The sequence below is a fragment of the Inquilinus sp. OTU3971 genome (genome assembly GCF_038440215.1).
The window spans coordinates 23,854-49,687 of record NZ_JASATH010000034.1 but is presented as its reverse complement, the minus strand read 5'-3'; the positions used below and the strand labels follow the sequence as shown (position 1 = coordinate 49,687).

At 71.3% G+C, this 25,834-nt stretch carries 15 protein-coding genes; 7 read left to right on the top strand and 8 right to left on the bottom strand.

Annotation, left to right across the window (positions count from 1 at the left end):
- The 7 genes from AAHM41_RS11485 to AAHM41_RS11455 form a co-directional block, all read right to left on the bottom strand.
- Nucleotides 1–1,470 (bottom strand): condensation domain-containing protein (locus AAHM41_RS11485; protein WP_342236669.1); only part of this gene is annotated, 1,470 nt, incomplete at its 3' end.
- A 5-nt stretch (nucleotides 1,471–1,475) separates the two neighbouring features.
- Nucleotides 1,476–4,649 (bottom strand): non-ribosomal peptide synthetase, encoded by a 3,174-nt coding sequence (locus tag AAHM41_RS11480; protein ID WP_342236668.1) that lies wholly within the window; start codon nucleotides 4,647–4,649, stop codon nucleotides 1,476–1,478.
- Nucleotides 4,646–9,172, bottom strand: a complete 4,527-nt coding sequence (locus AAHM41_RS11475; RefSeq protein ID WP_342236667.1) for a condensation domain-containing protein — start codon at nucleotides 9,170–9,172, stop codon at nucleotides 4,646–4,648. The genes AAHM41_RS11480 and AAHM41_RS11475 overlap by 4 nt, the downstream gene beginning before the upstream one ends.
- An 8-nt stretch (nucleotides 9,173–9,180) precedes the next feature.
- Nucleotides 9,181–10,857 (bottom strand): cyclic peptide export ABC transporter, encoded by a 1,677-nt coding sequence (locus tag AAHM41_RS11470; RefSeq protein WP_342236666.1) that lies wholly within the window; start codon nucleotides 10,855–10,857, stop codon nucleotides 9,181–9,183.
- Nucleotides 10,858–10,878: 21 nt separating this feature from the next.
- A complete protein-coding gene (locus AAHM41_RS11465; protein WP_342236665.1) occupies nucleotides 10,879–11,877 on the bottom strand; it encodes a TauD/TfdA family dioxygenase in 999 nt (332 codons plus the stop codon).
- The gene (locus AAHM41_RS11460; RefSeq protein WP_342236664.1) at nucleotides 11,874–12,641 is read right to left on the bottom strand and encodes a thioesterase II family protein; all 768 of its coding nucleotides are present in this window, start codon (nucleotides 12,639–12,641) and stop codon (nucleotides 11,874–11,876) included. Before AAHM41_RS11460 ends, AAHM41_RS11465 begins: the two co-directional genes overlap by 4 nt.
- Nucleotides 12,642–12,645: 4 nt before the next feature.
- On the bottom strand, nucleotides 12,646–12,888 hold the full coding sequence (locus tag AAHM41_RS11455) for an MbtH family protein (RefSeq protein ID WP_342236663.1): 243 nt from the start codon (nucleotides 12,886–12,888) through the stop codon (nucleotides 12,646–12,648).
- Between the two features lie 359 nt (nucleotides 12,889–13,247).
- Here AAHM41_RS11455 and AAHM41_RS11450 point away from each other — a divergent pair, with 359 nt between their 5' ends.
- Both AAHM41_RS11450 and AAHM41_RS11445 read left to right on the top strand, forming a co-directional pair.
- Nucleotides 13,248–14,318, top strand: a complete 1,071-nt coding sequence (locus tag AAHM41_RS11450; protein ID WP_342236662.1) for a GNAT family N-acetyltransferase — start codon at nucleotides 13,248–13,250, stop codon at nucleotides 14,316–14,318.
- Nucleotides 14,315–15,658: a lysine N(6)-hydroxylase/L-ornithine N(5)-oxygenase family protein gene (locus AAHM41_RS11445; RefSeq protein ID WP_342236661.1), complete on the top strand. Its 1,344-nt coding sequence runs from the start codon at nucleotides 14,315–14,317 to the stop codon at nucleotides 15,656–15,658. The genes AAHM41_RS11450 and AAHM41_RS11445 overlap by 4 nt, the downstream gene beginning before the upstream one ends.
- Here the strand turns inward: AAHM41_RS11445 and AAHM41_RS11440 are convergent.
- Entirely contained in the window at nucleotides 15,655–16,461 is an 807-nt protein-coding gene (locus AAHM41_RS11440) for an NAD(P)H-dependent oxidoreductase (protein ID WP_342236660.1), read from the bottom strand. The two genes, AAHM41_RS11445 and AAHM41_RS11440, sit on opposite strands and share 4 nt — an antisense overlap.
- 92 nt (nucleotides 16,462–16,553) lie before the next feature.
- Between AAHM41_RS11440 and AAHM41_RS11435 the strand changes: the two genes are divergently transcribed.
- From AAHM41_RS11435 to AAHM41_RS11415, 5 genes are all read left to right on the top strand, one after another.
- Nucleotides 16,554–17,492 (top strand): LysR family transcriptional regulator, encoded by a 939-nt coding sequence (locus AAHM41_RS11435; protein WP_342236659.1) that lies wholly within the window; start codon nucleotides 16,554–16,556, stop codon nucleotides 17,490–17,492.
- A 75-nt stretch (nucleotides 17,493–17,567) separates the two neighbouring features.
- Complete coding sequence (gene hmgA, locus AAHM41_RS11430) at nucleotides 17,568–18,878, top strand: homogentisate 1,2-dioxygenase (RefSeq protein WP_342236658.1); 1,311 nt, start codon at nucleotides 17,568–17,570, stop codon at nucleotides 18,876–18,878.
- Nucleotides 18,875–19,891: a fumarylacetoacetate hydrolase family protein gene (locus AAHM41_RS11425; RefSeq protein ID WP_342236657.1), complete on the top strand. Its 1,017-nt coding sequence runs from the start codon at nucleotides 18,875–18,877 to the stop codon at nucleotides 19,889–19,891. Before hmgA ends, AAHM41_RS11425 begins: the two co-directional genes overlap by 4 nt.
- Nucleotides 19,892–20,316: 425 nt before the next feature.
- A complete protein-coding gene (locus tag AAHM41_RS11420) occupies nucleotides 20,317–21,261 on the top strand; it encodes an NAD-dependent epimerase/dehydratase family protein (protein WP_342236656.1) in 945 nt (314 codons plus the stop codon).
- A gap of 414 nt (nucleotides 21,262–21,675) precedes the next feature.
- Nucleotides 21,676–25,791, top strand: a complete 4,116-nt coding sequence (locus AAHM41_RS11415) for an NAD-dependent epimerase/dehydratase family protein (RefSeq protein WP_342236655.1) — start codon at nucleotides 21,676–21,678, stop codon at nucleotides 25,789–25,791.
- Nucleotides 25,792–25,834: the final 43 nt, after the last annotated feature.

The window sequence follows — 25,834 nt, the reverse complement described above, 5'->3', positions numbered from 1 at the left end:
CGCCGCCAGCTGCGCGAGATCCGACTCCGCCAGCAGGGACAGGGCTTCGACCGGGACCTCCGGCCGGACCGTCATCTGCCGCAGCAGCGTGACGAGATGGGTGCTCCAGCGGGCCACAGTGGCGCGGTCGAACAGCGCGGCATCGTATTCGAGCTGGCAGTCGATACTGCGACCGTCCGCCGCCACGTCCAGCGACAGGTCGAACTGGGCGCTGCCGGTGTCGATGTCGATCAGCTCGGCCGTCACCCCGTCCAGCGCCAGGAGCGCCGCGTCGCGGGTGGTGCGGAAGTTGAACAGCGACTGGAACAGCGGCGTGTACCGCGCGTCGCGGGCGATACCGAGCCCGTCCAGCAGCAGCTCGAACGGCACGTCGGCCTGGTCGAGGGCGGCCATCGCCTCGCCACGCAGCCGGCGGCACAGCGCCCGGACGCTGAGGCGCGGGTCGAGCCGGACGCGGTAGACCTGGGTGTTGACGAAGAAGCCGAGCAGATCCTGGATTTCGGCCCGACCGCGCGCGGCGTTGGGCACGCCGACGGCGAAATCCGACTGGCCGGAGAGGCGGCCGAGCAGCAGCTGCCACGCAGCGAGCAGCACGACGAAGGGTGTGCAGCCCTCTTCCCGGCACAGGGTCTGGACCGACCGGGCCAGGTCCGGCGGCAGCGCGAAATCGATGCGGCCGCCGGGGCGGTTGCCCTCGGTGTCGCGCGGCCGGTCGGTCGGCAGCGCCAGCACCGGCACGTCGCCGCCGAGATACTCCTTCCACCGCGCCAGAGCCTGATCGCGGCGGTCGCCGGCGAAGCGCTGGCGCTGCCAGGCGGAGTAATCGGCATAGTCGAGCGCCTGGGCGGGCAGCGGCCGGCCCCGGCGGGCGGGATCGCGCAGCGCCTCGCCATAGGCCTGGGCGAGGTCGCGCACCAGCACCGCGGCGGACCAGGCGTCGACGACGATGTGGTGCATCACCAGCAGCAGCACCCAGTCGCCGTCCCCCCCATTGCCACCTGCCGTCTCACCGCGCCGGGCCAGGACGACGCGCAGCAGCGGCGGCCGGGCGAGGTCGAAGGGCCGGCGCACCCGCGCCTGCAGCCAGGCGGACAGCGCCTGCTCAGCGCCCGGCGCTTCGGCCGCGGGCAGCACGGCGTGCTCGATCGCGACATCGACCTGCGGCAGCACCACCTGCCGCGGGTCGCCCTCCCCGCCCTCGAAGCGGGTGCGCAGCACGGCGTGGTGCTCGACCAGGCGGCGGAACGCGGCTTCCAGCGCCGGCACGTCCAGCCGCCCCCGCAGCCGCAGCGCGCGGACCGAATTGTAGGCCGCGCCCTCCGGATCGTAGTGCTGCAGGAACCACAGGCGCTGCTGCTGGAAGGACAGCGGAGCCGGAGCCCCGCTGTCGCGCGGGCGGATCGCATCCGGATCCGACGTCTCGTCGTCCAGCAGCAGCGCGAGCAGGGCGTCGTTGTCGATGTCGTTCATGTTGCTCAAGGAGCCTTGGCCTGCCGCGCCTTCTCCAGCAGCGCCGCCCGCTCCGCCTCGCTCATTCCGTCGAGGCTGAGGCGGAGGGTGGCGATCTGGTCGATCCGACCCGGCGCCGCATGGCCGCGCAGCGCCTGGGCCAGGGCGGCGATGCTGGGATGGTCGAAGACGATGCCGGGCGGCACCTCGAGCTGGAACAGCTTGCGGATGCGGGCGACCAGCTTGATCACCTGCAGCGAGTTGCCGCCGATGTCGAAGAAGTCGTCGGTGACGCCGATCGCCTCGGCCGGCCGCTCCAGCAGCTCCGCCGCCACCTGGCGCAGCACGGTCTCGACCGCGTCACGCGGCGCCACCTTCGCGCTGGTCTCGGCCAGGGTCGCCGGATCGGGCAGGCCGCGGCGGTCGATCTTGCCGTTGGCCAGGCGCGGCATCCGGTCCAAGGCCACGATCTGAGCCGGCACCATCGGGCCGGGCAGGCGCGCGGCCAAAGCCGGGCGCAGCCCCGCGGCGTCGCCTTCACCCGAGGCCAGGGTGACGAAGCCGATCAGACGTGCCTCCCCGCCTTCCGGCCGATGGACCACGACCGCCGCCTGCTGGACGCCGTCGAGCGCCTGCAGCGCGGCCTCGACCTCGCCCGGCTCGACCCGGAAGCCGCGGATCTTCACCTGGTGGTCGGCCCGGCCGACGACCTGCAGGGAGCCCTCCGGCAGGTGCCGGGCCAGGTCGCCGCTGCGGTAGAGCCGCCGGCCCTCGCGGAACGGGTGGTCGACGAAGACGCCGGCCGGGTCGCCATGCAGGTAGCCGCGGCAAAGCTGCGCCCCGCCGATATGGAGCTCGCCCACCGCGCCGGTCGGCGCCAGACGGCCCGCGGCGTCGAGCACGAGTACCTCGCTGCCGGCCAACGGGCGGCTCAGCGGCAGGGCCTCGCCGGCCCAGGCCGGGGCCGAGGGGTCATGAGCATGCACCAGCACGCCGACCGTGGTCTCGGTTGGGCCGTAATGGTTGAACACCCGGCATTGCGGCGCCGCCGCGAGGATCCGGTCGACCAGCGACTTCGGCGTGGCCTCGCCGCCCAGGATCAGCGTGGCCGGCAGCACCGGGGTCGGCACGTCGAGCAGCGCCGCCAGATGCGACGGCACCAGCTTGGCGCAGTCGATGTCGTGCCGCCGCAGGAAGCCGGCGAAGGCGGCACCGTCGGCCATCTCGGCCTCGTCCGCCACCGCCAGGCACGCACCATGCCGCAGCGCGCCGAACAGCACGGTGTTGCCGAGATCGGCCGCGACGGTCGAGGTCAGGGCGAAGCGCCGGCAGCCGGCGAGGCCGAGCGCCTCACTCACGGCTTCGACATAGGTGCGGAGCTGGCCGTGTTCGATCACCACGCCCTTCGGCGTGCCGGTCGAGCCGGAGGTGAACAGCACATAGGCGGCGCGGTCATCGTCGCCGAAGTCGGGCAGCGCCGCCGAGGCGGGCTCCGCCAGCACCGTGGCCAGCGTGTGGACCGGCACGGTGTCGGAGACGACCGGCTCGGCGGCGTCGGTCAGCACCAGCACCGGCTTGGCCTGGTCGAGCAGCAGCTGCCGGCGCGCCTGCGGCCATTGCGGGTCGAGCGGCAGATAGGCGCCGCCGGCGCGCCAGACGGCGAGCAGCCCCACCACCATGTCGGCCGAGCGCGCCATGTCGAGCGCGACCACGGTCTCTCGGCCGACGCCATGGGCGACGAGCCAGGCGGCCAGCCCGTCGACCCGCACATTCAGCCCGGCATAGTCGAGGGTGATGCCGCCGCCGGCCAGGGCCAGCGCCGTCGGGGTCTCGCGGCCCCATCGGGCGATCAGCGCCGGCAGCGACGGGCCGGGTGCCGGAGCCTCGGCCGTGGCGTCGAAGCCCAGCAGCCGCGCCCGCTCCGCGTCGCCCACCGGCGACAGGGTGCCGAGAGGCGTGTCCAACTGGTCCGGCAGCTCGGACAGCAGGGTCACGACCTGCTCCAGCAGGATTCCCATCGCCGCATCGTCGTAGCGGTCGCCGTCCCAATGCAACGCGACGGCGCGCAGGCTGCCGTCTTCGGCGAGATCGGCCCGCAGCGCCAGTTCGAAGGGCTGCGGCCCGTCCGCCGAGACCAGGCGCCACGCGCCGCCATCGGCCGCGGGGCCGGTGACCCAGAAGCCGGCGACGAGATGGTCGCTGCGGCCCGGCGCCTCGACCGGCCAATGCTCCTGCCAGCCGCGGTGGCTGTCGAGCACCGGCGCGAGCCGGTCCAGGAAGGCGGCGAAGGGCTCGGCCGGATCGGCCGCCAGCCGCAAGGGCAACACCTTGTCGAACGGGCCGACGGTCTCGGCGAAGGCGTCATAGTCGCGGCGGCAGTCATGCTGCCAGCCGGCCACCAGCTCGGCCCGCCCGGCGATGCGGGCCAGCAGCGCCCACCAGGCGGCCTGGAGCACAGCGTCGAGCCTGATGCCGCGCGCGGCGGCAAGATCTGTCAGCCGCTGCGCCACGGCAGTGTCGACCACGGCCTCGCGGCTGGCCGGCGTGACCGCGCCGGCATCGGGACAGCGATAGGGCAGATGCAATGCCGGCGGCGCCGAGGGGCCGAGATGGTCCTGCCAGTAGCGGCGGCCTTCGGCGGCGTCCTCGTCGGCCGCCATCTCGGCGCGCCATTCGACGTACTGCGCGTAGGCGACGCCGTCCTCATTCGCCGGGACGGCGGCGCCGGCGTACTCGTCGCGCAGGGCGCGATGGATCAGGTCGAGCGCGCCACGGTCGGCCACCAGCGGCGAGGCCAGCAGCGCCAGGCGCCATACCGCGTCGCCCAGGCGAACCAGCATGGCCCGCAGCGTCCGGCCGGAGCCGAGATCGAAGCCCTTCTGCGCCGCCAGGTCCATCGCCATGGCCTCAGCCGCGTCGGCTCGGCCGCGCAGGTCGAGCACGGACCAGGCGGGCTCCGCCGGCGCCTCCAGTGGCCGGGCGCGCAGGCCGCGGAAGCCGGGGACGGCGACGAAGGCGGTGCGCAGGATCTCGTGCCGGCCGGCCACCCGCAGCAGCGCCGCGCGCAGCCGCGGCTCGTCCAGATCGCCGGCAATGCCGACGACGAGGATGGAGGCGGCCTCAGGATGCTCCGTGGCGACCCGCTGCTCGGGGCCGAGCGGCCAGGTCTCCGCCCCGGCGGAGAGGGCGAGGTCGGTCATCGCGCGCCCCCCTGCCCGATGTCGCCGAGGCTGCTGCGGTCGACCATGTCGCCCATCGCCACGACGATGCGGCGCGGCCCCTCATACGGGTCGCGGGCATGGGCGGCGAGCATGTTGTCGAGCATCACCACGTCGCCGCGGCGCCAGTCGAAACGCACGGCGCAGGCCTCGTACAGCTCGCCGATCAGGTCCATGACCTCGTCCTCGATCGGCGAGCCGTCGCCGTAGAACACCTGCCGCGGCATCCGCTCCGGCCCGACCATGGCCAGCAGGTCCTCGCGCACATCGGCGTCGAGGCAGCGGGTGTGGTGCAGCTGGACCTGGTTGAAGAAGGAGCGCTCGCCGGTCAGCGGATGGGTGATCACCGCCGGGCAGCGGGTGCGGGTCTGCAGCTCATCCTGGCCGATCCAGGCGAAATCGACCCCGGCGGCGCGGCAGCGGGCCTCGACCTCCTCGCGGCTGTCGGTCTTGAAGAAGTCGCGCCAGTCGACGTCGAGATTCTCGGTGAAGGTGCGGACATAGGTCAGGCCGAGGCGGGCAAAGCGCTCCGCCAGCTCCGCCGGCAGGCGCCGGAGCATCTCGCGGCAGTCGACGATCGGGGTGGCGCCGCCGACCGGCGACGGCTGCTCGCAGAAGAACCACTGCTTGCGCGGCCAGCGCGGCAGGTGCGAGCTCTCATTGTGATAGAGGATCATCTTCCGCTCCGGATACGGCGTGGAGCGGTAGGTGTTGCGGCCGCCTTCCTTCTTCGGCAGGTCGCCATAGGACCCGTAGAGGCCGGGTTGCAGCGCCTCGGCGAAGGCCTCGAACTCCTGCGGCGTGGTCAGGCCGAAGCCGCGGAACAGCAGGCCGGCATGGCGCCGCAGCCAGGCCTCGACCTGGTCGCGATGCGCCGCGGCCCAGGCCACGGCGTCGAGATCGGCGCTGGCCGGCTCGACCACCAGCGGGAAGATCGCACCCGGGGTCAGCGACGAGGTCCGCACCAGCTCGCGCGCCGGCGCGGCGGCGGCCGGTCGGGCCGCGGGGGACGCGAACTTCTTCAGCTTGTCCAGCTTGGCGCCCATGCGGGCGGTGGTTTCGGACGGCGACGCGGACGACGACATCGCGGACTCCTCCAGTGAGGGAAGTGTGAAGCCGCTCAGCGAGCGGTCCGGGGTTTCGGCGATCTGCTCCAGCAGCGCGGTCCAGGCGGCCACCAGCCGACCGACCCGAGGCCGGGCGAACAGGTCGGTGGCGAAGACCCATTCGCCTTCGAGGCCTTGCGCGGCGCGGGAGCCGAGCGGGTCGAGGAACAGCGCCATGTCGAATTTCGAGCCGTGGGCCTGGGCGGGCCGCAGCTCCGCCGTCAGGCCGTCGACGCCGAAGCGGCCGCGCGGCGCGCTCTGCAGCACGAACAGCACCTGCACCAGCGGGTTGCGGGCGCGGTCGCGCGCCGTGCCGGCGGCCTCGACGATCTGGTCGAAGGGCAGCAGCGGCTGCTCGAAGGCCTGCAGCGAGTCCTCGCGCACCCGGTCCAGCAGCTCGGCGAAGGGCAGCGCCGCGGCCGGCCGGGCGCGCAGCGGCAGGACGTTGACGAAGAAGCCGACCAGCCGGTCGAGCTCGCGCCGCGGCCGGCCGGCGACGTCGGTGCCGACGACGAAATCGGTGGCGCCGGTCAGCCGGTGCAGCAGGGCCTCGAACGCCGCCAGCAGCACCATGAACAGCGTGCCGCCGCGGGCATGGCCCAGCGCCTCAAGCCGCGCGACCAGCGGGCCCGGCAGGCTGAACCGAACACTGTCCCCGGCCTGGGATGCCACGGCCGGGCGCGGATGGTCGGCCGGCAGCTCCAGCCGATGCGGGACGCCGGCCAAGCGGTCGCGCCAGAACGCCTTCTGCCGCTCCAGCCCCTCGCCCTGCAGCAGGCGGCGCTGCCACAGCGCGTAGTCGAGATACTGCACCGGCAGCGGCGCGAGGTCGGCGGGGCCGTGCTCCAGCGCGGCGCGGTACAGCGCGCCCAGATCGTCGATCAGCACGCCGATCGACCAGCCGTCGGCGACGATGTGGTGCAGGCCGAGCAGAAGGCTGTGCTCTGCCGGGCCCAGCCGCTGCAGGGTGGCGCGCAGCAGCGGTGCCGCCGCCAGGTCGAAGGGTCGCCGCGCCTCCTCCGCTTCGATCTCGGCCAGCCGCGCCTCGCGCCGGGCCGGGTCGAGCGCCGAGAGGTCGATCTCCGGCAGCGACAGGATGGCTTCGGCGTCGACGCGAGCCACCGGCACGCCGTCGGCATCTTCCGGATAGGCGGTGCGCAGGATCTCATGCCGCGCCAGCAGGCCGGCGAGGGCACGGTCCAGCGCCGGCCGCGACAGCGGGCCGGTCAGGCGCAGCTGGCCGGTGAGGTTGTAGGCGCTGCGCGCCGCCTCCCCGGCCAGGCGCTCGGCCAGCCACAGGCGCTGCTGTGCCAGAGACAGCGGCATCTCCGCCTGCCGCGGCACAGCCGTGACCGGCGGCAGCCCGGCCTCCGGCGCCTGGCGCGGCGCCGCGTCCAGCCGGGCGGCGAGCTCGGCCAGGCTGCGCGGAGCGAAGATCTCGCGCAGCGGCAGCTCGACGCTGAACTCGGCCCGGATCCGGTCGATCGCCTGCATCGCCAGCAGCGAATGGCCGCCGAGGGCCAGGAACTGGTCGCCGCGGCCGATCGGGCCGCAATCCAGCAGCTCGGTCCAGATCACGGCGAGGCGCTGCTCGGTCCCGTCCCGCGGCGGCTCCCGGTCCTGCGCGCCGTCGCCGGCCGACGGGCGGCGGTAGAGGTGCCAGGCCTGCAACTCGCCCGAGGCCAGCCGATCGCGGCAGGCGGAGCGCTGCAGCTTGCCGCTGGTGGTCTTCGGCAGCGTGCCGGGTTCGAGCAGTGCGACCAGCGCCGCCGGCTCCTGCTGTTCATCGGCGACGACGCGGTCGATCGCCTCGACCAGCGCCTCCGGCGCCACCTTGCGCTGCGTGGCGCGGCCGATCTCGACCGCAACGCCGATGCTCTCGCGGCCGTCATGCTCGACCGCGAAGGCCGAGACCCGGCCCTTGCGGATCCCCGACACTCCGGCCTCGACGGCCTTCTCGATATCCTGCGGGTAGCGGTTCTGGCCGCGGATGATGATCACATCCTTGCGCCGGCCGGTGATGAACAGCTCGCCCTCGTGCAGAAAGGCGAGGTCGCCACTCCGCAGCCAGACGCCCTCGCCGCGATCGAGGAAGGCCTCGCGCGTCGCCTTCGGGTTGCGCCAGTAGCCGCGGGTGACGCTGCCGCCGGTCACCCAGACCTCGCCGACCGCGCCCTCGCCGAGCGACTCCAGCGTCTCGGGATCGACGATGCGCAGCTGGTGCGGCCGGATCGGTCGACCGCTGCTGACCAGTTCGATGCCCTGACCGCTCGGCACCACCCGGTGCGCCGCCAGCGCCTCCTGGTCGACGCGCAGCGTGACATAAGCGTGCGGCCGCGGGCTGCAGGACATGGTCAGCGTCGCCTCGGCCAGGCCGTAGGCGGGGGCCAGAGTCTCGCGGCGCAGGCCGGCCGGGGCGAAGCGGGCGGCGAAATCGGCCATGGTGTCCGCCCGCACCGGCTCGGACCCGCAGAAGGCGAACTGCCAGGACCGCAGGTCCAGCCCGGCCAGCGTCTTGTCGCTGACCCGATCGCAGCACAGGCGGAAGGCGAAATCGGGGCCGCCGCTGATGGTGCCGCCGTAGCGGTGGACCGCCTCCAGCCAGCGCGCCGGCCGGGCCAGGAAATGTTGCGGCGCCATCAGCACCAGCGGGATGCCGGCGAAGAAGGGCAGGATGAGCCCGGCGATCAGCCCCATGTCGTGATAGAGCGGCAGCCAGGAGACCAGCACGTCGTCAGCGGTGACGCCGATGCCGTGCACCATCATCCGCTGGTTGTCGATCAGGTTGGCGTGGGTGACCTCGATGCCCTTCGGGTTCGCGGTCGAGCCCGAGGTGTATTGCAGGAAGGCGATGTCGCCGCCCTCGGTCGGATGCGGCCGCTGAGCTTCCGCCAACGTGGAGGACAGGGTGTCGACGGCGATCACGTCGACGCCGTCCCGGCCGATGCAAAGGGCTTCGACCGAGGCGCGGTGCGACCGGTCGGTCAGCAGCAGGCGGGCGCCGGCATCCGCCACCATGCCTTGCAGCCGTTCGACATGGTGGCGGCTCATGCCCTCCGGCGGATAGGCCGGCACGGCGATGACCCCGGCATAAAGGCAGCCGAAGAAGGAGGCGACGTAATCCGGCCCGCTGTTCAACAGGATCAGCGCCCGGTCGCCCGGCGCCGCCACGGACTGCAGATGCGCCGCGATCACCCGCGCCCGCTGGTCCAGCGTGCGATAGTCGAGGGTGTCGCCGAGGGTCTCGCCGTCGGTCAGGAAGCGCAGCGCCGGCCCGCCGTCATCCACGGCGGCGCGGCGGCGCAGCAGCTCGATCAGCGTCTCGGCATCGGCATAGTCGAGGGCCAGCGGGGCAGCGGCGTCGCGGCGCGGGCGGAGATCGAAGGCAGCGTCGCTCACGGCGAACCTCATGACACCGGCGAGAGGGAGAGATCGTGGCCGTTGGCGCGCAGAGGCGCCGGCGCGGCCGCGGCGGGGCCGCTGCGCTCGACCACCTGGCCGCGGTCGAGCTTGACCAGCTGGTCGGCCAGCGAGAACCAGCGGTCGTCATGGGTGATGACCAGAACCGTCTTCCGCCGCGCCTTCAGCTCGGCCAGGACCTCGCGGTAGAACACGTCCTTGAACTGCGGGTCCTGGTCGGCCGCCCATTCGTCGAACACCATCACCGGCCGGTCCTCGAGGCAGGCCGCCACCAGCGCCAGACGCTTGCGCTGGCCCTGCGACAGGTCGCGGGTCGAGAAGGCGCCGCCCGTGACCGCGACCTTGTGGTCGAGATGGAGCTGGCGCAGCCAGGTGTTGGCGCGGTCGTCGAGCGACCCGTCCGCCGCCTCCAGCAGCGTCTCGAACAGGTGGAAGTCGGAGAACACGGCCGAGAACAGCTGCCGGTGCGCCGCGCCGCCCGGCGTCGCCAGGGCCCGGCCATCGACGCGGATGGTGCCGGACTCGGGCGCGTAAAGGCCGGTGACCAGCTTCGCCAGCGTGGTCTTGCCGCTGCCGTTGCCGCCAACCAGGAAGGTGATCTCGCCGGGCCGCAGCGTCAGGTCGACCGGGCCGAGGGTGAAGACCTCGTCCTCGCGCTCGTCATAGTAGCCGTGGGTGACGCCTTCCAGCGCCAGCGTGACCTCGCGCCCGGCCGGGACAGACTCCCGGTCCTCCTTCCCCGCCTCCAGCTCCGTCAGCGTGTCGCCGATGCGGCCGAGCGCCACCCGGGCCATGCCGAGATGCGGGATGTTGGCCAAGAGCCCTTCCAGCGGGCCCATGATGTAAAGGAAGGCGATGACATAGCCGGAGACGACGCCGGCATCCCCCGGCGCGATCCAGATCCGCGCGAACAGCGCCGTGCCGATCGTCGCCATGAACAGCAGCCGGCCCCAGCCATCGGCGAAGGCCAGCAGCGACAGGCCGCGGACCCGGCTGCGGGCAACCGCGTCGATCGCCTCGGCCAGCACCGCGTCGAGGAAGCGGCGCGCCTTGCCGCGGTTCAGCTTCAGCTCCTTGGCGCCGCCGTTCAGGGCCTCGAAATGGCCGAACAGACGGTCCTGGTCGCGGCCCGCCTCACGGAAATGCGAGAGCACGCGGCCGTAGCTGAGCTGGTGGCCGATCGAGCCGAGCGCCAGCACCACGGCGGCCAGCAGCAGGAAGGTCCAGGACAGGGTGGCGAGATAGGCCAGCACGCCCAGGATGACGACCCCGTTCGTCACCAGGATCGGCAGGCCCATGCAGAAGGTGGCGATGGCGGAGGCGTCGTCGGTCAGCAGCGACTGGATCCGCGCCCGGCCGACCACCTCGAGCCGCCGGTAGGGCGCCGCCACCACCGTCTCGGCGATGTGCTGCCGCAGCCCGCCCAGCGCGCGCTGGCCGAGCCGGGCGAACAGGGCGCGCGAGGCGACCTGCGCCACCATCACCAGCAGCGCCGCGGCGACGAAGGGCAGCAGCCATTGCGCCAGCGTCTCGGCCGGCGCGTGCAGGGCGCGGTTGATCAGCAGCACCAGGAGGGCGCCGCCCACCCCGCAGGTCAGGCTGGCGAGGATGGCGGCCGCGAACAGGACCCGCGACCCGCGGATCAGCATTCCGAGAAGCGACACGGCTTTCTCCGGCTCGGAGCGTCAGTGCAGACCGTGCGCTTCCGCCATGGCGACGATGACCTTGCGCGGCCCCTTGAACGGGGACCGCGCATGGGCGGTGAGCATGTTGTCGAGCATCAGCACGTCGCCCGCCTGCCAGGGGAAGCTGATCTTGTTCGCCTCCAGCACCTCGCGAACGGTGGCCAACACCTCGTCCTCGATCGGCGAGCCGTCGCCGTAATAGACGTTGCGCGGCAGGTCCGGCTCGTCGACCAGCTCCAGCAGCGTCGACCGCACCTCCGGCTCCAGGTTCGAGACGTGGAACAGATGGGCCTGGTTGAACCAGAGCATCTCGCCGGTCACCGGATGGGCGATCGTGCCCTGGCAGATTTGGCGGGTGCGCAGCTCGCCATCCGGCTTCCACTCGCAGTCGATGCCGTGGCCGCGGCAATAGGCTTCGACCTCGCCGCGATCCTCGGTGCCGAACACCTGCTGCCAGGAGACGTCGAGGCCGTTGCCGGTGTTGCGGACATACATCAGCCCCTTCTCGGCGAAGCGGTCGCGCAGGGCCGGCGGCATGGCGCGGTAGACGGCGCGGCTGTCGGCGATCGGCGTTTCGCCCCCTTCCGGCGCCGCCTGCTGGCAGTAGAACCAGATCTTCATCGGCCAGTCCCGGGTATAGGCCTGCTCGTTGTGCAGCGGGATGTGCTGATGCGGCGGGTATTCGGTCGAGGTGTAGACGCCCTGCGTCACCTTGCTGCGCGGGGTCGACCCGAACTCGTAGGTCAGCAGCGGATGGCCGAAACCGGCGGCGAAGCCGCGGAAGGCGTCGGCGCCGTCCAGCGCGAAGCCGCGGAACAGCACGCCGCCCTCGACCGGCAGATGGCGGTCGACGATCGGCCGGATCTCCGGCAGGGCCTCGATCAGCGATGGCGCGCCGCCGGCAGCGGGCTCGACCAGCAGCGGCAGGGGCCCGCCGTCGCGCAGCGGGCGGATCGTCAGCATGGCGGTGGTCACGGCATCCATGGCATGGGCACTCACTGAAGCGTCCGGCCGGCGGGCGATCCGCCGGCGCGGAACAGGGCGGCCGGGCCGCCGTTCATCCGTCGCGACAGGGCGGCGTCGAGGACGCCCAGCACCTCCGCCTGACGGGAGTGGATGAAGAAGTGGTCGCCCTCGAACAGGTCGAGGACGAAGTCGCAGCGCGTCTCCCGGCCCCAGGCCTCGAGCGCCGGACGGTCGAGATCGTCGCCGGTGCCGGCGAGGACATGCACCGGGCAGGGCAGCGCCGGGCGCGGCCGGTAGGCGTAGGTGCCGGCCATCAGGAAGTCGGCGCGCAGCACCGGCAGCACGACGGCCATCAGTTCGTCATCCGCCAGTGCCTCCTCCGGCGTGCCGCGGTAGCCGCGCAGATCGGCGATCAGCTCGGCATCGCTGCGCGGCCGGGCCAGGTCGCGGTCGTCGCGGACCGCCGGCGCCTCGCTGCCGGAGGCGAACAGCACCAGCGGTGGCGGCGCACCGCGCTCCAGCAGGGCATGCGCCAGCTCGAAGGCCAGCAGGCCGCCCAGGCTGTGGCCGAACAGGGCGTAGGGCCCGTCGATCAGGCCCTCGATCTCCCCCGCCAATGATGCGGCGAGTCGGATCGGGTCGGTCGACAGAGGCTCGCCAGTGCGGGCGCCGCGGCCGGGCAGCTCGACCGGATGCACCGCCAGCCAGGACGGCAGCGCCCGGCGCCAGCGGCCATAGACCATGGCGCTGGCCCCCGAATGGGGCAGGCAGAACAGCCGGGCGGCGACGGCGCTCATGCAGTCACTGCGCGGCGTCGGCCTGGGGGGCGTCCGCCGCGGCCGGGCCGTCCATATGCCGGCGCAAGGACAGCGGCCGCATGTCGGTCCAGACCTCGGCGATATAGGCCAGGCACTCCGCCTTCGGGCCGGTCTTGCCGACGGCGGTCCAGCCCTCTGGGATCTCCTTGTAGTCGGGCCAGATCGAGTATTGCTCCTCGTGGTTGACCACGACGTGAAAGACGGTGTCGTCCCGATCGAAGGCCATCAGGCTCTCCTTGCCGATATCGCATGCAGAGATAGAGAAAATTTTACGGATTATGCAGACGCGACCACGCGACGCCCCGCCGAGTTGCGTCGGCCTGGCATCTTGATTTGGTCTTCAGCGCTTTCCGTTGGCTTGAAGAGAAAACTGGGGAGCCGACAACGTGCCTGGACTTCCCGTTCCCTTCTGGCTATGAATGATAATGAGTTGCAGTTGCATTGCAAGTCAAGCCCGTTTTCGCCCTTCCCTGCCCCTCGTCCGGGAAGCGGCGACCCGACCAGACGAGACGAATCCGCCCGCTTGCCGGCGGCCGCTGGCATGCCCGAGCCGGCAGAGTCCTGCGGCCGCGCAAGGAGAAGACGATGGACGCCATACCCATTCCCCAGCCCGGCACGACCTTCCTCTCCTACGCCGCCACCCGGGCCCCGGTGACGACGTCGCGCCAGGGTGATTCGCTGACGGTGTGGCAGACCAGCGCCGCGCCGCTGACCCTGCGCCTGGCCGAGGGGCGCTTGGCGCTGACCGGTCCGGCCGGGTCGGGTGACGCCGCCCTCCGCGGCCTGAACGCGGCCATCGAATCCGCCTTCGCCTGGCAGCCCGGTCTGGAGTGGCTGGCGCTGGACCTCGGCGACGGCGCCGGCGCGCTGGCCGACGTGCTGCGTCGGCGCGGAGTCGCGGTCGAGACCGCCGACGCCCCGCTGACCGTGCTGCCGGAGCTGTTCATGCAGCAGGCCGAGCTATGGCACGGCCGGCCCGACCTGCCGGCCTTTCCGCAGCGCCAGGTGATGACCGACGGCAAGCGCCACCCGCAGCGGCCGCCGAAGCCGCAGGGCACGGTCTATGCCCGCTACATCCCGTGGCTGGAGCAGACCATCGCCTTCCGCGCCGCCACGGTGGAGGATGATCTCGGCCATCTCCATAAATGGATGAACGACCCGCGAGTCGCCGCCTTCTGGAACGAGGACGGCGACCTGGAGAAGCATCGCCGCTACCTGTCCGGGCTGATCGCCGACCCGCATATGGTGCCGCTGATCGCGACCTTCGACGGCGTGCCCTTCGCCTATTTCGAGATCTACTGGGCCCGCGAGAACCGCCTGGCGCCGTTCTACGACGTCCAGGACTACGACCGCGGCTGGCATGTCGTGGTCGGCGAGGATGCCTATCGCGGCCGCAGCTTCATCAGCGCCTGGCTGCCCTCGCTGACGCACTACATGCTGCTCGACGACTGCCGCACCCAACGCATCGTCGGCGAGCCGGCGGCGGCGCACCACCAGCAGATCCGCAACCTCGAGACCTCCGGCTTCGTCCGGATCAAGACCTTCGACTTCCCGCACAAGCGGGCGGCGCTGGTGATGCTGCTGCGCGAGCGCTTCTTCTTCGACCGGCTGTGGCTGCCGGCCGCCTCCTCCAAGCAGCCGGTGCCGCACGCATGAGCCAGGACGCGATCCACGACGTCGTCGGCGTCGGCTTCGGCCCGTCGAACCTGGCCCTGGCCATCGCGCTGGACGAGGCGCTGCGCCAGCGCGGCGCGGCGCTGAGCCATCACTTCGTCGAGAAACAGCCCGGCTTCACCTGGCATGGCGGGATGCTGCTGCCGGACAGCGACATGCAGATCTCCTTCCTCAAGGACCTGGTGTCGCTGCGGGACCCGACCAGCCCGCTGACCTTCGTCAACTACCTGCACCAGAAGGGCCGGCTGGAGGCCTTCATCAACCGCAAGACCTTCTTTCCCAGCCGGGTCGAGTTCAACGACTATCTCGGCTGGGTCGCGGCCCGCTTCGCCGGGCATTGCAGCTATGGCGAGGAGGTGACGGCGGTCGAGCCGGAGACGGCGCAGGGCATTGTCACCAGCCTGCGCGTGCGGTCGCGCACCGCGTCGGGCGGCGAGACCGTGCGGCGGACGCACAACCTGGTCGTCGCCACCGGCGGCAGCCCGCGCATCCCGGCGGTCTTCGCCACGCTCCGCGGCGAACCGCGGATCCTGCACTCCTCCTTCTATCTCGACCGCATCCATGGGCTGGGCCTGGCGCGCCGCCCCTCCGCCCGCGTGGCGGTGATCGGCGGCGGCCAGAGCGCGGCGGAAATCACGCTCGACCTGCATGGCCGCTTCCCGCAACTCGGCATCGACCTGATCTATCGTGGCCACGCGCTGAAGCCGGCCGACGACACCCCCTTCGTCAACGAGATCTTCAACCCGGGCTTCACCGACTACGTCTTCGGCCAGGGCGAGGCGCAGCGCGACGCGATCATCCGCGAGTTCCGCAACACCAACTACGCGGTGGTCGATGCCGACCTGATCGAGCGGATCTACGGCGTCCTGTACCAGCAGAAGGTGCAGGGGCCGGCTCGGCTGGCGCTGTGCGGACGCTGCGAGGTGACCGAGGCCGAGGCCGGTCCGGAGACGGTCGAGCTGACGGTGCGCGACGGCTTCGCCGGCACCGCGGCGCGGCGCGGCTATGACGCGGTGGTGCTGGCGACCGGCTACGAGCGCGACGGCGGGCGCCGCCTGCTGTCGGCGCTGGCCCCCTGGATCGAGGATTTCGCGGTCGACCGCGACTACCGGCTGCGCACCCGGCCGGAGTTCCGGCCGCAGGTCCATCTGCAGGGCCAGTCCGAGACCTCGCACGGCCTCAGCGACACGTTGCTGTCGGTGCTGGCGGTGCGGTCGCAGGAGATCGCGGAATCACTGCTGGCGGCGAAGCGCCGGCGCGGCGTCCCGCCCGACCTGCACGCCCCCGTCCCGCTGCGCCGCCTCGCCGTCAACGACGACTAGGCTGCCGCAGCCCGCTTGCCGGCGCCGTCCAGGTGGAGCGCGAAGCCGGCCGCAGCCGGATCGCCCAGGCCGGGACGGAGCTGGAGGCTCGGGATCAGATAGTCGCCGCCATTCTGCTGCCGGTACGGGATCGGCGGGGTGGTGGCGATCGTCCGCATCCGCTCGCGCAGCCGCTCGGCCACGGCCTCGAACCCGGCCTCGTCGAGACGATCCACCCGATAGGCCACGAAGGACGGCAGCACGTCGTAGCCCGGGTAGTAGAGAATGCCGTGGTTGATCGGGAACAACAGGTCGTCGATCGGCCCGTTGACCCCGCGCGGGGCGTAGTGCTCCTCCCAGCCGCCAGCCGTCACGATCAGCATGGCGCGCTTGCCGGCGAGCGTCCCTTCGCCGAAACGGTCGCCCCAGTAGCGGTCGCTGTGCTCGCCGACGCCATAGGCGAAGCCGTAGGCATAGACCCGGTCGACCCAGCCCTTGAGGATCGCCGGCATGCTGTACCACCACAGCGGGAACTGCAGGATCAGCATGTCGGCCCAGAGCAGCTTCTCCTGCTCGGCCCTGACGTCCTCGGTCAGCGCGTCGGCGGCGAAGGCTTCGGCGGAGGCGCCGGCCACCTTCAGCCGAGCTTCGGGCGCCATCGCAGGGAAGTCGGCCCGGTCGACCTCGGATTTCCAGCCATCGGCATAGAGATCCGACACCCGCACCTCATGGCCTTGCTCCTCGAGCTCGCGGATGGCGACGTCGCGCAGCGCGCCGTTGAGCGAGCGGGGTTCGGGATGGGCGAAGACAAGCAGCACCTTCATGGTAGCGATCCTTTCAAGGAAACCGACCCCTGAGGTGGCCAGTCCTCGGTTGATCCGCTATATGTCGGGAATGGATATGATTGTGCCGATAAATGGATAGGCCGGACGTCTCGCTCGAGCGCATGCGCAGCTTCGTCCGCGTCGCCGAGCGCGGCAGCCTGTCGGCGGTGGCGCGCGAGCTTGCGGTCGGCCAGTCGACCATCACCCGGCATCTGCGGGAGCTGGAGGAGGCGGTCGGCGTGCCGCTGCTCAGCCGCACCACCCGGCGCGTGACCATGACCGACGAGGGCAGCCGCTACTACGCCGACTGCGTCCAGATCCTGCGCCTGGTCGAGCAGGCCGGGGACGAGGCGCGGGCCACGCGCGGGGCGCCGGCCGGTACCATCCGGATCTCCTGCACCGCCGCCTTCGGGGTGCTGCAGGTCAGCCGCCTGATCTTCGCCTTCCAGGACCGCTACCCCGATATCGAGGTCGACCTCAGCCTGACCGACGAGCGCGTCGACCTGGTGCGCGAGGGTGTCGACATCGCCCTGCGCCTCGGGCCGCTGACCGACAGCTCGATGAAGCTGCGTGCGCTCGGCCGGTCCCGGCGGCTCATGGTGGCGGCGCCGGCCTACCTGGCGGCGCGGGGCCGGCCGGCTGTGCCGCAGGACCTCGCCGGCCATGAGGGCATCCGGATGACGAACATCGCGGGCAGCGACACGCTGACCCTGGAGGGGCCGGATGGCGAGCGCCATGCGGTGCCGTTCGGGGGGCGGTTCCGGGTCGATCACGGCCTTGCCGCGCGCGAGGCCCTGGCCGCCGGGCGCGGCATCGGGCCGGCCCATCGCTGGCTGGTCGACGACCTGCTGGCGGCCGGCCGGCTCGAGGTCATCCTGCCGGGCCACGAGCCGCCGCCCGTGCCCCTGAGCCTGCTGATCGTGCCGGAGCGGGCGGGCATCGCCCGGGTCCGGCTGCTGGTCGACTTCCTGGCCGAGCGGATCGGCGGTATCCCGGGGGTCGAGACGCCGCGGCCGGACCGCCCGCGCTGACAGTTTGGCATTGATATTCGTTTCAAATGAAACAAATATCCGGGCGAGATGGAATGACGAGGCCGGGAGGATGCGATGACGCTCCGCTACATGCCGGGATTCGGCAACGACTTCGAGACCGAGGCCCTGGAGGGCGCCCTGCCCCAGGGCCAGAACTCGCCGCAGCGCTGCGCCTACGGGCTGTATGCCGAGCAGCTCTCCGGCTCGCCCTTCACCGCGCCGCGCGGCACCAATGAGCGGTCCTGGCTGTACCGGCTGCGGCCCTCGGTCAGGCATGTCGGCCGGTTCCGCGAGATCGAGCTGCCGCATTGGAAGACGGCGCCGCATGTCATCCGCCACGGTCTGCCGCTGGGCCAGCTGCGCTGGGACCCGACGCCGATCCCGGACGAGCCCCTGACCTTCCTGACCGGCATGCGGACCATGACCACGGCCGGCGACGTGTTCACCCAGGCCGGCATGGCCGCGCATGTCTACCTGGTCACCGAATCGATGGTCGACGAGGTGTTCATCAACGCCGATGGCGAGCTGCTGATCGTGCCGCAGCAGGGCTCGCTGCGCCTGGTCACCGAGCTGGGCGTCATGCAGATCGGCCCGGCCGAGATCGCGGTGATCCCGCGCGGCACCAAGGTCAGGGTCGAGCTGGTGGACGGCCCGTCGCGCGGCTATGTCTGCGAGAATTACGGCGCCAAGTTCACCCTGCCGGACCGCGGCCCGATCGGCGCCAACTGCCTGGCCAATCCGCGCGACTTCAAGACCCCGGTCGCCGCCTTCGAGGAGACGGACACGCCGCACCGCGTGGTGGTGAAATGGTGCGGCGGCTTCCATGAGACCATGATCGGCCACTCGCCGCTCGACGTCGTCGCCTGGCATGGCAACTACGCCCCCTACAAGTATGATCTGCGGACCTTTTCCCCGGTCGGCGCCATCGGCTTCGACCACCCCGACCCGTCGATCTTCACGGTGCTGACCGCGCCGTCAGGCGAGGCAGGCACGGCCAATGTCGACTTCGTGATCTTCCCGGAGCGCTGGCTGGTGGCCGAGCACTCCTTCCGGCCGCCCTGGTACCATATGAACATCATGTCGGAGTTCATGGGCCTCATCTATGGCCGCTACGACGCCAAGGAGGAGGGCTTCCTGCCCGGCGGCATCAGCCTGCACAACTGCATGCTGCCGCATGGGCCCGACACCGATGCCTTCGCCAAGGCCAGCACGGCCGAGCTGAAGCCGGTGAAGCTGACCGGCACCATGGCCTTCATGTTCGAGACCCGGTTCCCGCAGCAGCTGACACGCTATGCAGCGGAGCTGCCGACGTTGCAGGATGACTACCCGGCCTGCTGGAGCGGGCTGGAGAAGAACTTCGACACACGGGAGGATACCGGCCGATGAAGCTCGCCAGCCTGAGGGACGGGTCGCGCGACGGGCGCCTCGTCGTCGTCTCACGCGACCTGACCCGCTACACCGTGGCCGGGGGCATCGCCCCGACGCTGCAGCGCGCCCTGGACGACTGGGACCTGCTGCGGCCGCGGCTGGAGGCGCTGGCCCATGATCTGGAGCTCGGCGCCGTGCCGAGCGACCGGTTCCGCGAGCACCAGGCCCTGTCGCCCCTGCCCCGCGCCTATCAATGGGCCGACGGCTCGGCCTATGTGAACCATGTCGCGCTGGTGCGGCAGGCCCGCGGCGCCGAGATGCCGGAGAGCTTCTGGACCGACCCGCTGATGTACCAGGGCGGGTCCGACACCTTCCTGGCCCCGCGCGATCCGATCCGGATGGCGAGCGAGGCCTGGGGCATCGACCTGGAGGCCGAGGTCGCCGTGGTCACCGGCGACGTGCCGATGGGCGCGGGCCGCGACGACGCCGCCAGGGCGATCAAGCTGGTCATGCTGGTCAACGACGTGTCCCTACGGAACCTGATCCCGGCGGAGCTGGCCAAGGGCTTTGGCTTCTTCCAATCCAAGCCGTCCTCGGCCCTTTCGCCGGTGGCGGTGACGCCGGACGAGCTGGGCGACGCCTGGCGGGGCGGCAAGCTGCACCGGCCGCTGCTGGTCGAGCTGAACGGCGCGCCGTTCGGCCGGGCCGATGCCGGGGTCGACATGACCTTCGACTTCCCGACCCTGGTCGCCCATGCGGCGAAAACCCGGCCGCTCGGCGCCGGCACCATCATCGGCTCCGGCACCGTGTCGAACCGCGACGCCGGCGGCGGGCCCGGCAAGCCGATCCTTCACGGCGGCCACGGCTATTCCTGCCTGGCCGAGCTGCGCATGGTCGAGACCATCCTGTCCGGCGCGCCCCACACCTCGTTCCTGCGCTTCGGCGACACCGTGCGGATCGAGATGAAGGACGCCCAGGGCCATTCGATCTTCGGCGCCATCGAGCAGACGGTCGAGGAGATTGCCGGGTAACGGAGGCGGCGTTGCGCTTTCGTGGCTGCGTCCGGTTCCATCTTGAGCGAGACCCTTCTTTCGCCTCAAAAAAGCCCATAAAACTCACAAAAATCGTTTGACACCCCAAGCACAGAAAGCTTGAAATCCAACCTCAGAGGAATTTCTTTCGAAACGGACAGGTTGTCTGCCGCTCACCTGGCGAACTGTATCGAGACTTCACTATCGGATTTGGGGGCATGGCGCGCGGAATCTCAGTAACCAGGATTTCTCGCGCGCTCTGATGAAGGAGGGGGATATGATTCACGGAAGTAGAGTTCTGCTCTTTGCCTGCGTAGACTGGCCAAGGCAGACAGCAGAAGCCAGGGTCGGAACAGCCTGACCAGGACCCGGTCGGCACTCATTCGCCGGCATCGTATCGGACAACGGTTTGAGAGAAATCCCTTATGAGAATCCTTGTCACGGGCTCGCGTGGGCTGATCGGCACCGAGATCATGCGGCGCTTTGCCGAGGCCGGGCACCAGCCGGTCGCTTTCGACAGCGCCTATGAGGCCGGGACGCCCGGCCATGGCGACATCCGGAACGTGGACCAGCTGCGACAGGCCATGGCCGGCTGCGACGGCGTCGTCTCCCTCGCGGCCGTCTCCCGCGTCATCACCGGCGAGCGCAATCCGGAGCTGTGCTGGGACATCAATGTGAACGGCACCGAGGCGGTGCTGCAGGTCGCGCTGGAGCAGCCGGCCGACCGCCGGCCCTGGGTGGTCTACGCCAGCAGCCGCGAGGTCTATGGCGATTCGGCGACGCTGCCGGTGCCGGAGGACGCGCCGCTCGAGCCCGTCAACATCTACGGCCGCTCCAAGGCCGCCGCCGAGGCTGCGGTCGGCCGTGCCCGCGAGGCCGGGCTGGCCACGGTGATCGTGCGCTTCTCCAACGTCTTCGGGTCGACCGCCGATCATCGCGACCGGGTGGTGCCGGCCTTCGCCCGGGCGGCCGCGACCGGTGGCACGATCTCGATCGAAGGCGCCGAGAACACCTTCGACTTCACCCATGTCGATGATGTCGGCCGCGGCCTGGTCTTGCTGGTGGAGCGCCTGAAGGATGGCGACCGGGCGCTGCCGCCGATCCACTATGTCGGCGGCCGCGCCGTGTCGCTGGGCGAGCTGGCCGAGATGGCCCGGGCCGCCGCGCTGATCCCGGTCGAGATCCGCACGGCACCGCCCCGCAACTTCGACGTGGCGCATTTCCGCGGCGACCCGGCACGGGCGGAAGCGCTGCTGGGCTGGCGCACCGAGATCTCGGTCGAGGACGGCCTGCGCCGGCTGATCCACGCCTATGCCGCCGATGCAGCCAGACAACAGACCCAGGTCGCTGCGAAAGCACCGGCGAAGTAGCAGGCCTCGGCCAGTTTCGCGGCAGGGTCTCGTAGACTTCAGCCGCAGGAAGATCCTCGGAGGGCCGGCCACGTGACGCGTGGCCGGCCTTTTCGTTTGAGATCGACGGCCGCCCCGCACATCGATGCCGGCGTCCTCGGCCAGGAAGATTTCAAATTCATCTCCTGAGAAAATCATCCCACAACACCTTACAAAAACTTTATTGACACAGCGAACTCTCGAAGATTGAATTCGAACCTCAAAATCTTCCGGCCGAAACTCTGACGAAATCAAGGTTTCGTGGCAAAACGGTTGCTCCAGCGACCACCCATCGAGCGACACCAAGATTTCATCGCGGAATTTCGGTCCGGATGCGTGGAACCTGAAGGCGCGAGCGCGGTCTTGCCGCCTTCGAGCATGGGAACGCCGACCTTCATGAGAATCCTTGTCACGGGCTCGCGTGGGCTGATCGGCACCGAGATCATGAGGCGCTTTGCCGAGGCCGGGCACCAGCCGGTCGCTTTCGACAGCGCCTATGAGGCCGGGACGCCCGGCCATGGCGACATCCGGAACCTGGACCAGCTGCGACAGGCCATGGCCGGCTGCGACGGCGTCGTCTCCCTCGCCGCCGTCTCTCGCGTCATCACCGGCGAGCGCAATCCGGAGCTGTGCTGGGACATCAATGTGAACGGCACCGAGGCGGTGCTGCAGGTCGCGCTGGAGCAGCCGGCCGGCCGCCGGCCCTGGGTGGTCTACGCCAGCAGCCGCGAGGTCTATGGCGATTCGGCGACGCTGCCGGTGCCGGAGGACGCGCCGCTCGAACCCGTCAACATCTACGGCCGCTCCAAGGCCGCCGCCGAGGCTGCGGTCGGCCGCGCCCGCGAGGCCGGGCTGGCCACGGTGATCGTGCGCTTCTCCAACGTCTTCGGCTCCACCGCCGACCACCGCGACCGGGTGGTGCCGGCCTTCGCCCGGGCGGCCGCGACCGGTGGCACGATCTCGATCGAAGGCGCCGAGAACACCTTCGACTTCACCCATGTCGATGATGTCGGCCGTGGCCTGGCCCTGCTGGTGGAGTGCCTCAAGGAAGGCCACCGGGCACTGCCGCCGATCCATTTCGTCAGCGGCCGCGCCGTGTCGCTGGGCGAGCTGGCCGAGATGGCCCGGACCGCCGCGCTGATCCCGGTCGAGATCCGCACGGCACCGCCCCGCAACTTCGACGTGGCGCATTTCCGCGGCGACCCGGCGCGGGCGGAAGCGCTGCTGGGCTGGCGCACCGAGATCTCGGTCGAGGACGGCCTGCGCCGCCTGATCCAGGCCTATGCCGCCGAGGCGGAGCCGGAACAGGCTCGCCCGGTCGAGGTCGTCGCAGAGGTGCCGCAGCCGGCCGCGATGCCGGCGACGGGGGACGCGGAGGGCCGGGACCAGCCGGTCCTCCGCCGCGGCGGCGCGCGCTCGCCCCGGCGCCTGTCGCAGCTGACTCCCTGGATCCTGGATTTCAGCCACGACCCGATCCGCATGCCGCCGCGGCCGCCCACCCTGCGGCATGCCGGCTACGAGGCTGATTTCGACTTCACCACCGTGTTCTGCGACGTGTTCTGGGACGCGTCGGGCGAGGCGATCCGGCTGGTCGGGCCGCCGCTCCTGAACCTGGAGACGGAGCTGGGCTTCAGCTTCACCGCCCTGCCCTCGATGCAGCCCTGCACCTTCCAGGTGCGGCACAAGCGCTGGGTCGACCTGGTCACCGTCCCGGTGCCGCCCGGCACCACCGGGCTGATCGCCGACACCAGCCTGGGCCGCGCCTTCCTGGCGCCGCAGCCCAATCTGAGCGGGCTCTTCGCCGGCCGGCGCTGCATCTATGCGATGAGCCAGGACAACGACATCGCCTGGATCCAAGACTGGATCCGCTACTACGCCCGGGGCCATGGCTGCAACGGCGTCGTCCTGTACGACAACGCCTCCACCGCCTACGACGTCCGCGAGCTCGACGACGCGCTGCGCGCGATCGATCCGTCGATCGAGGTGCTGACCATCCCCTGGCCGTACAAATGGGGCGTGTTCGACGGCCGCCGGCCGCTGTCCTACAGCATCTGGGATTCCTTCTACGGCCAGGCCGCGGCCTTCGAGCATGCGCGGCTGCGCTGTTTCCGGACGGCCGCCAGCGTCGTCAACGCCGACATCGACGAGCTGGCCGTCACCCGCGACGGGCAGAGCGTGTTCGAGATCGCCGAGCAGTCCGACACCGGCTTCATCCGCTTCGACGGCTGGTGGATCCACAATTTCGCGACCGAGCCCCTGCCCCGGCAGCGCCGGCACAGGCACTTCTTCTACAAGAAAGCGGGCCGCCTGGACGCCTGCACCGAGAAATGGGCGGTGGTGCCGGCCAAGTCGCCCGAGGACGTGCAATGGGCGATCCACAACGTCATCGGCATGGTCCCGGACGAGGCCGGCTTCAAGGTCGGCCTGCGCCACTTCAAGCCGATCAACACCAGCTGGGACGTCGATGCGAACCTGACCGACGCCAAACGGACCGAGCTGCTCCACGGCGACGGCGCGGGGCTGGAGATCGACGAGGATCTGCGCCGGACGCTGGCCCGGGTCTTCCCCGACGGGGAGGATGAGCCGCCGGTCGAGGCCCCTGCCCGGCCGGCCGAGGTCACGGCCTATCAGCACCGGGTGCGGAGCGAGGCCCTGGCCCGCGGCGGCCGGATCACGGAGGCGGTCGCAGAGGCGCGCCGGGCGGCAGAGCTGCTGCCCGGCCATCCGGCGGCTCTCCTGCATCTCGGCGAGCTGCTGCGCGCGCAGGGCGGCGAGGACGAGGCCGCCGGCCTGGAACGGGAGGCGCAGCGCCTGCGCGAGGCCGACCCGCTGTACCATGTCCAGATGGGCCGGTCGGCCCAGCACACCGGTGCGATCGACGACGCCGTCGCCAGCCTGCGCACCGCGCTGGCGCTTGACCCGGAGTCGGTCGACGCGGCCGAGCTGCTGTTCAAGCTGTTCTGGGGCCATGGCCGCTACGGCGAGGGCCGGGCGCTGGCCCGGGAGTGGATCGCCCGCGCCCCGGCCGACCTGGCGGAGGCCCAGGCGCTGGCCGCCACCATGCTGATGACGACGAGCCGGGCGGCGGAGGCGGTCTCGTTCTGGCGAAAGGCGCTGGCGCTGGATCCGCAGCGCTCCGACTTCCATCACAGCCTGGCGCGCTGCCTGCTGGCGGGCGGCAGCCTGGCCGAGGCGGAGGAAGCGGAGCGGATGGCGATCCGCCTGTTCGAGGCGGAGCCGGATCACGACCGCGACCCGACCCCGCCCGAGCTGGTGCAGAAGCTGAAGCGCAAGCTGCTGCTGCGGGCTTCGACCCGGTCGTCGATGTGGGAGCAGCTCGGGCGGATCCTGCGCGCCAGGGGCCGCCCGGACGGCGCCCTGAACGCCGTGCGCGAGGCCATCCGCAACAGCCGTATCGACCCGGATCTGCATCTGCTGCTGGCCGAGATCCTGACCGATCTGCGCAAGCCCGAGCAGGCCAGGGCCGAGCAGGAGAAGGCCGCGGCGGTGGCGCGCGAGCTGCTGGGCCATCCGCCCAACACCATCCGCACCGCCTTCGACCGCCAGCGCGACCTGGTCGGGCTGTATTCCTGGGTCGCCGGCGTCCTGCTGCGCTGCGGCCATGCCGGGGAGGCGATGGCGACGATCGAGGAGATCGGCCGGCACTTCGCCGGCAGCGCCAATGCCACGACAGCGCGGGCCGGCTACCTGATCTCGGCGGGCAAGGCCGAAGCGGCCGAGCGCCTGATCGCCGAGGCCATCGCCAAGGGCGAGGACCATTCCCGGCTGCATCACCTGCACAGCACCGTGCTGTCGCAGCTGGGCCGGATGCCGCGGGCGATCGCCGCCTGCCGGCGGGCCCTGGAGCATGATCCGGAGGGGCCGCATCTGCACCGCGCCCTGGCCGCGCTGCTGATCTCCGACAAGCGCTGGGCCGAGGCGGTCAGGGCGCTGGAGACGGCAACCGCGCTGGAGCCGTCGCATGCCGGCACCCAGCGCCAGCTCAGCACCGCCCTGGCCGCGCTCGACCGGACGGAGGAGGCCGAGGCGGCGGCACGCCGGTCGATCGAGCTGTCGCCCGACGACTCCGGCCTCTATCGCCATCTCGCCAACCTCCTGGCCGGCTGGAAGCGCTGGAAGGACGCGGTGGTCGAGCTGCGCCGCGCCATCGACCTCGACCCCGGCCATGCCGGCGCGCTGCGACAGCTCAGCGCCGCCTTCGCCGCGCTCGGCCAGGCGGACAAGGCGGTCTCGACCGCGCGCAAGGCGATCAAGCTGGCACCCGAGGAGGCGGCGCTGCACCGCCATCTCGGCAACCTGCTCGCCGGCCAGAAGCGCTGGGACGAGGCGGCCCTGGTGCAGCGCCGGGCGGTCGAGCTGGAGCCGTCCCATGCCGGGGCGCGCCGGCAGCTCGAGGTCGCCCTGGCCGAGGCCCGCAAGGCCAGGCCGCAGAGCCAAGTGAAGCGGCCGGCCCAGCCGGGAGCGACCTACAGCGGCACCGCCGCGGAATAGGCGGGTAAGGGTAAGCATCCGCGGTTGACGGTCCCGGCGGGAC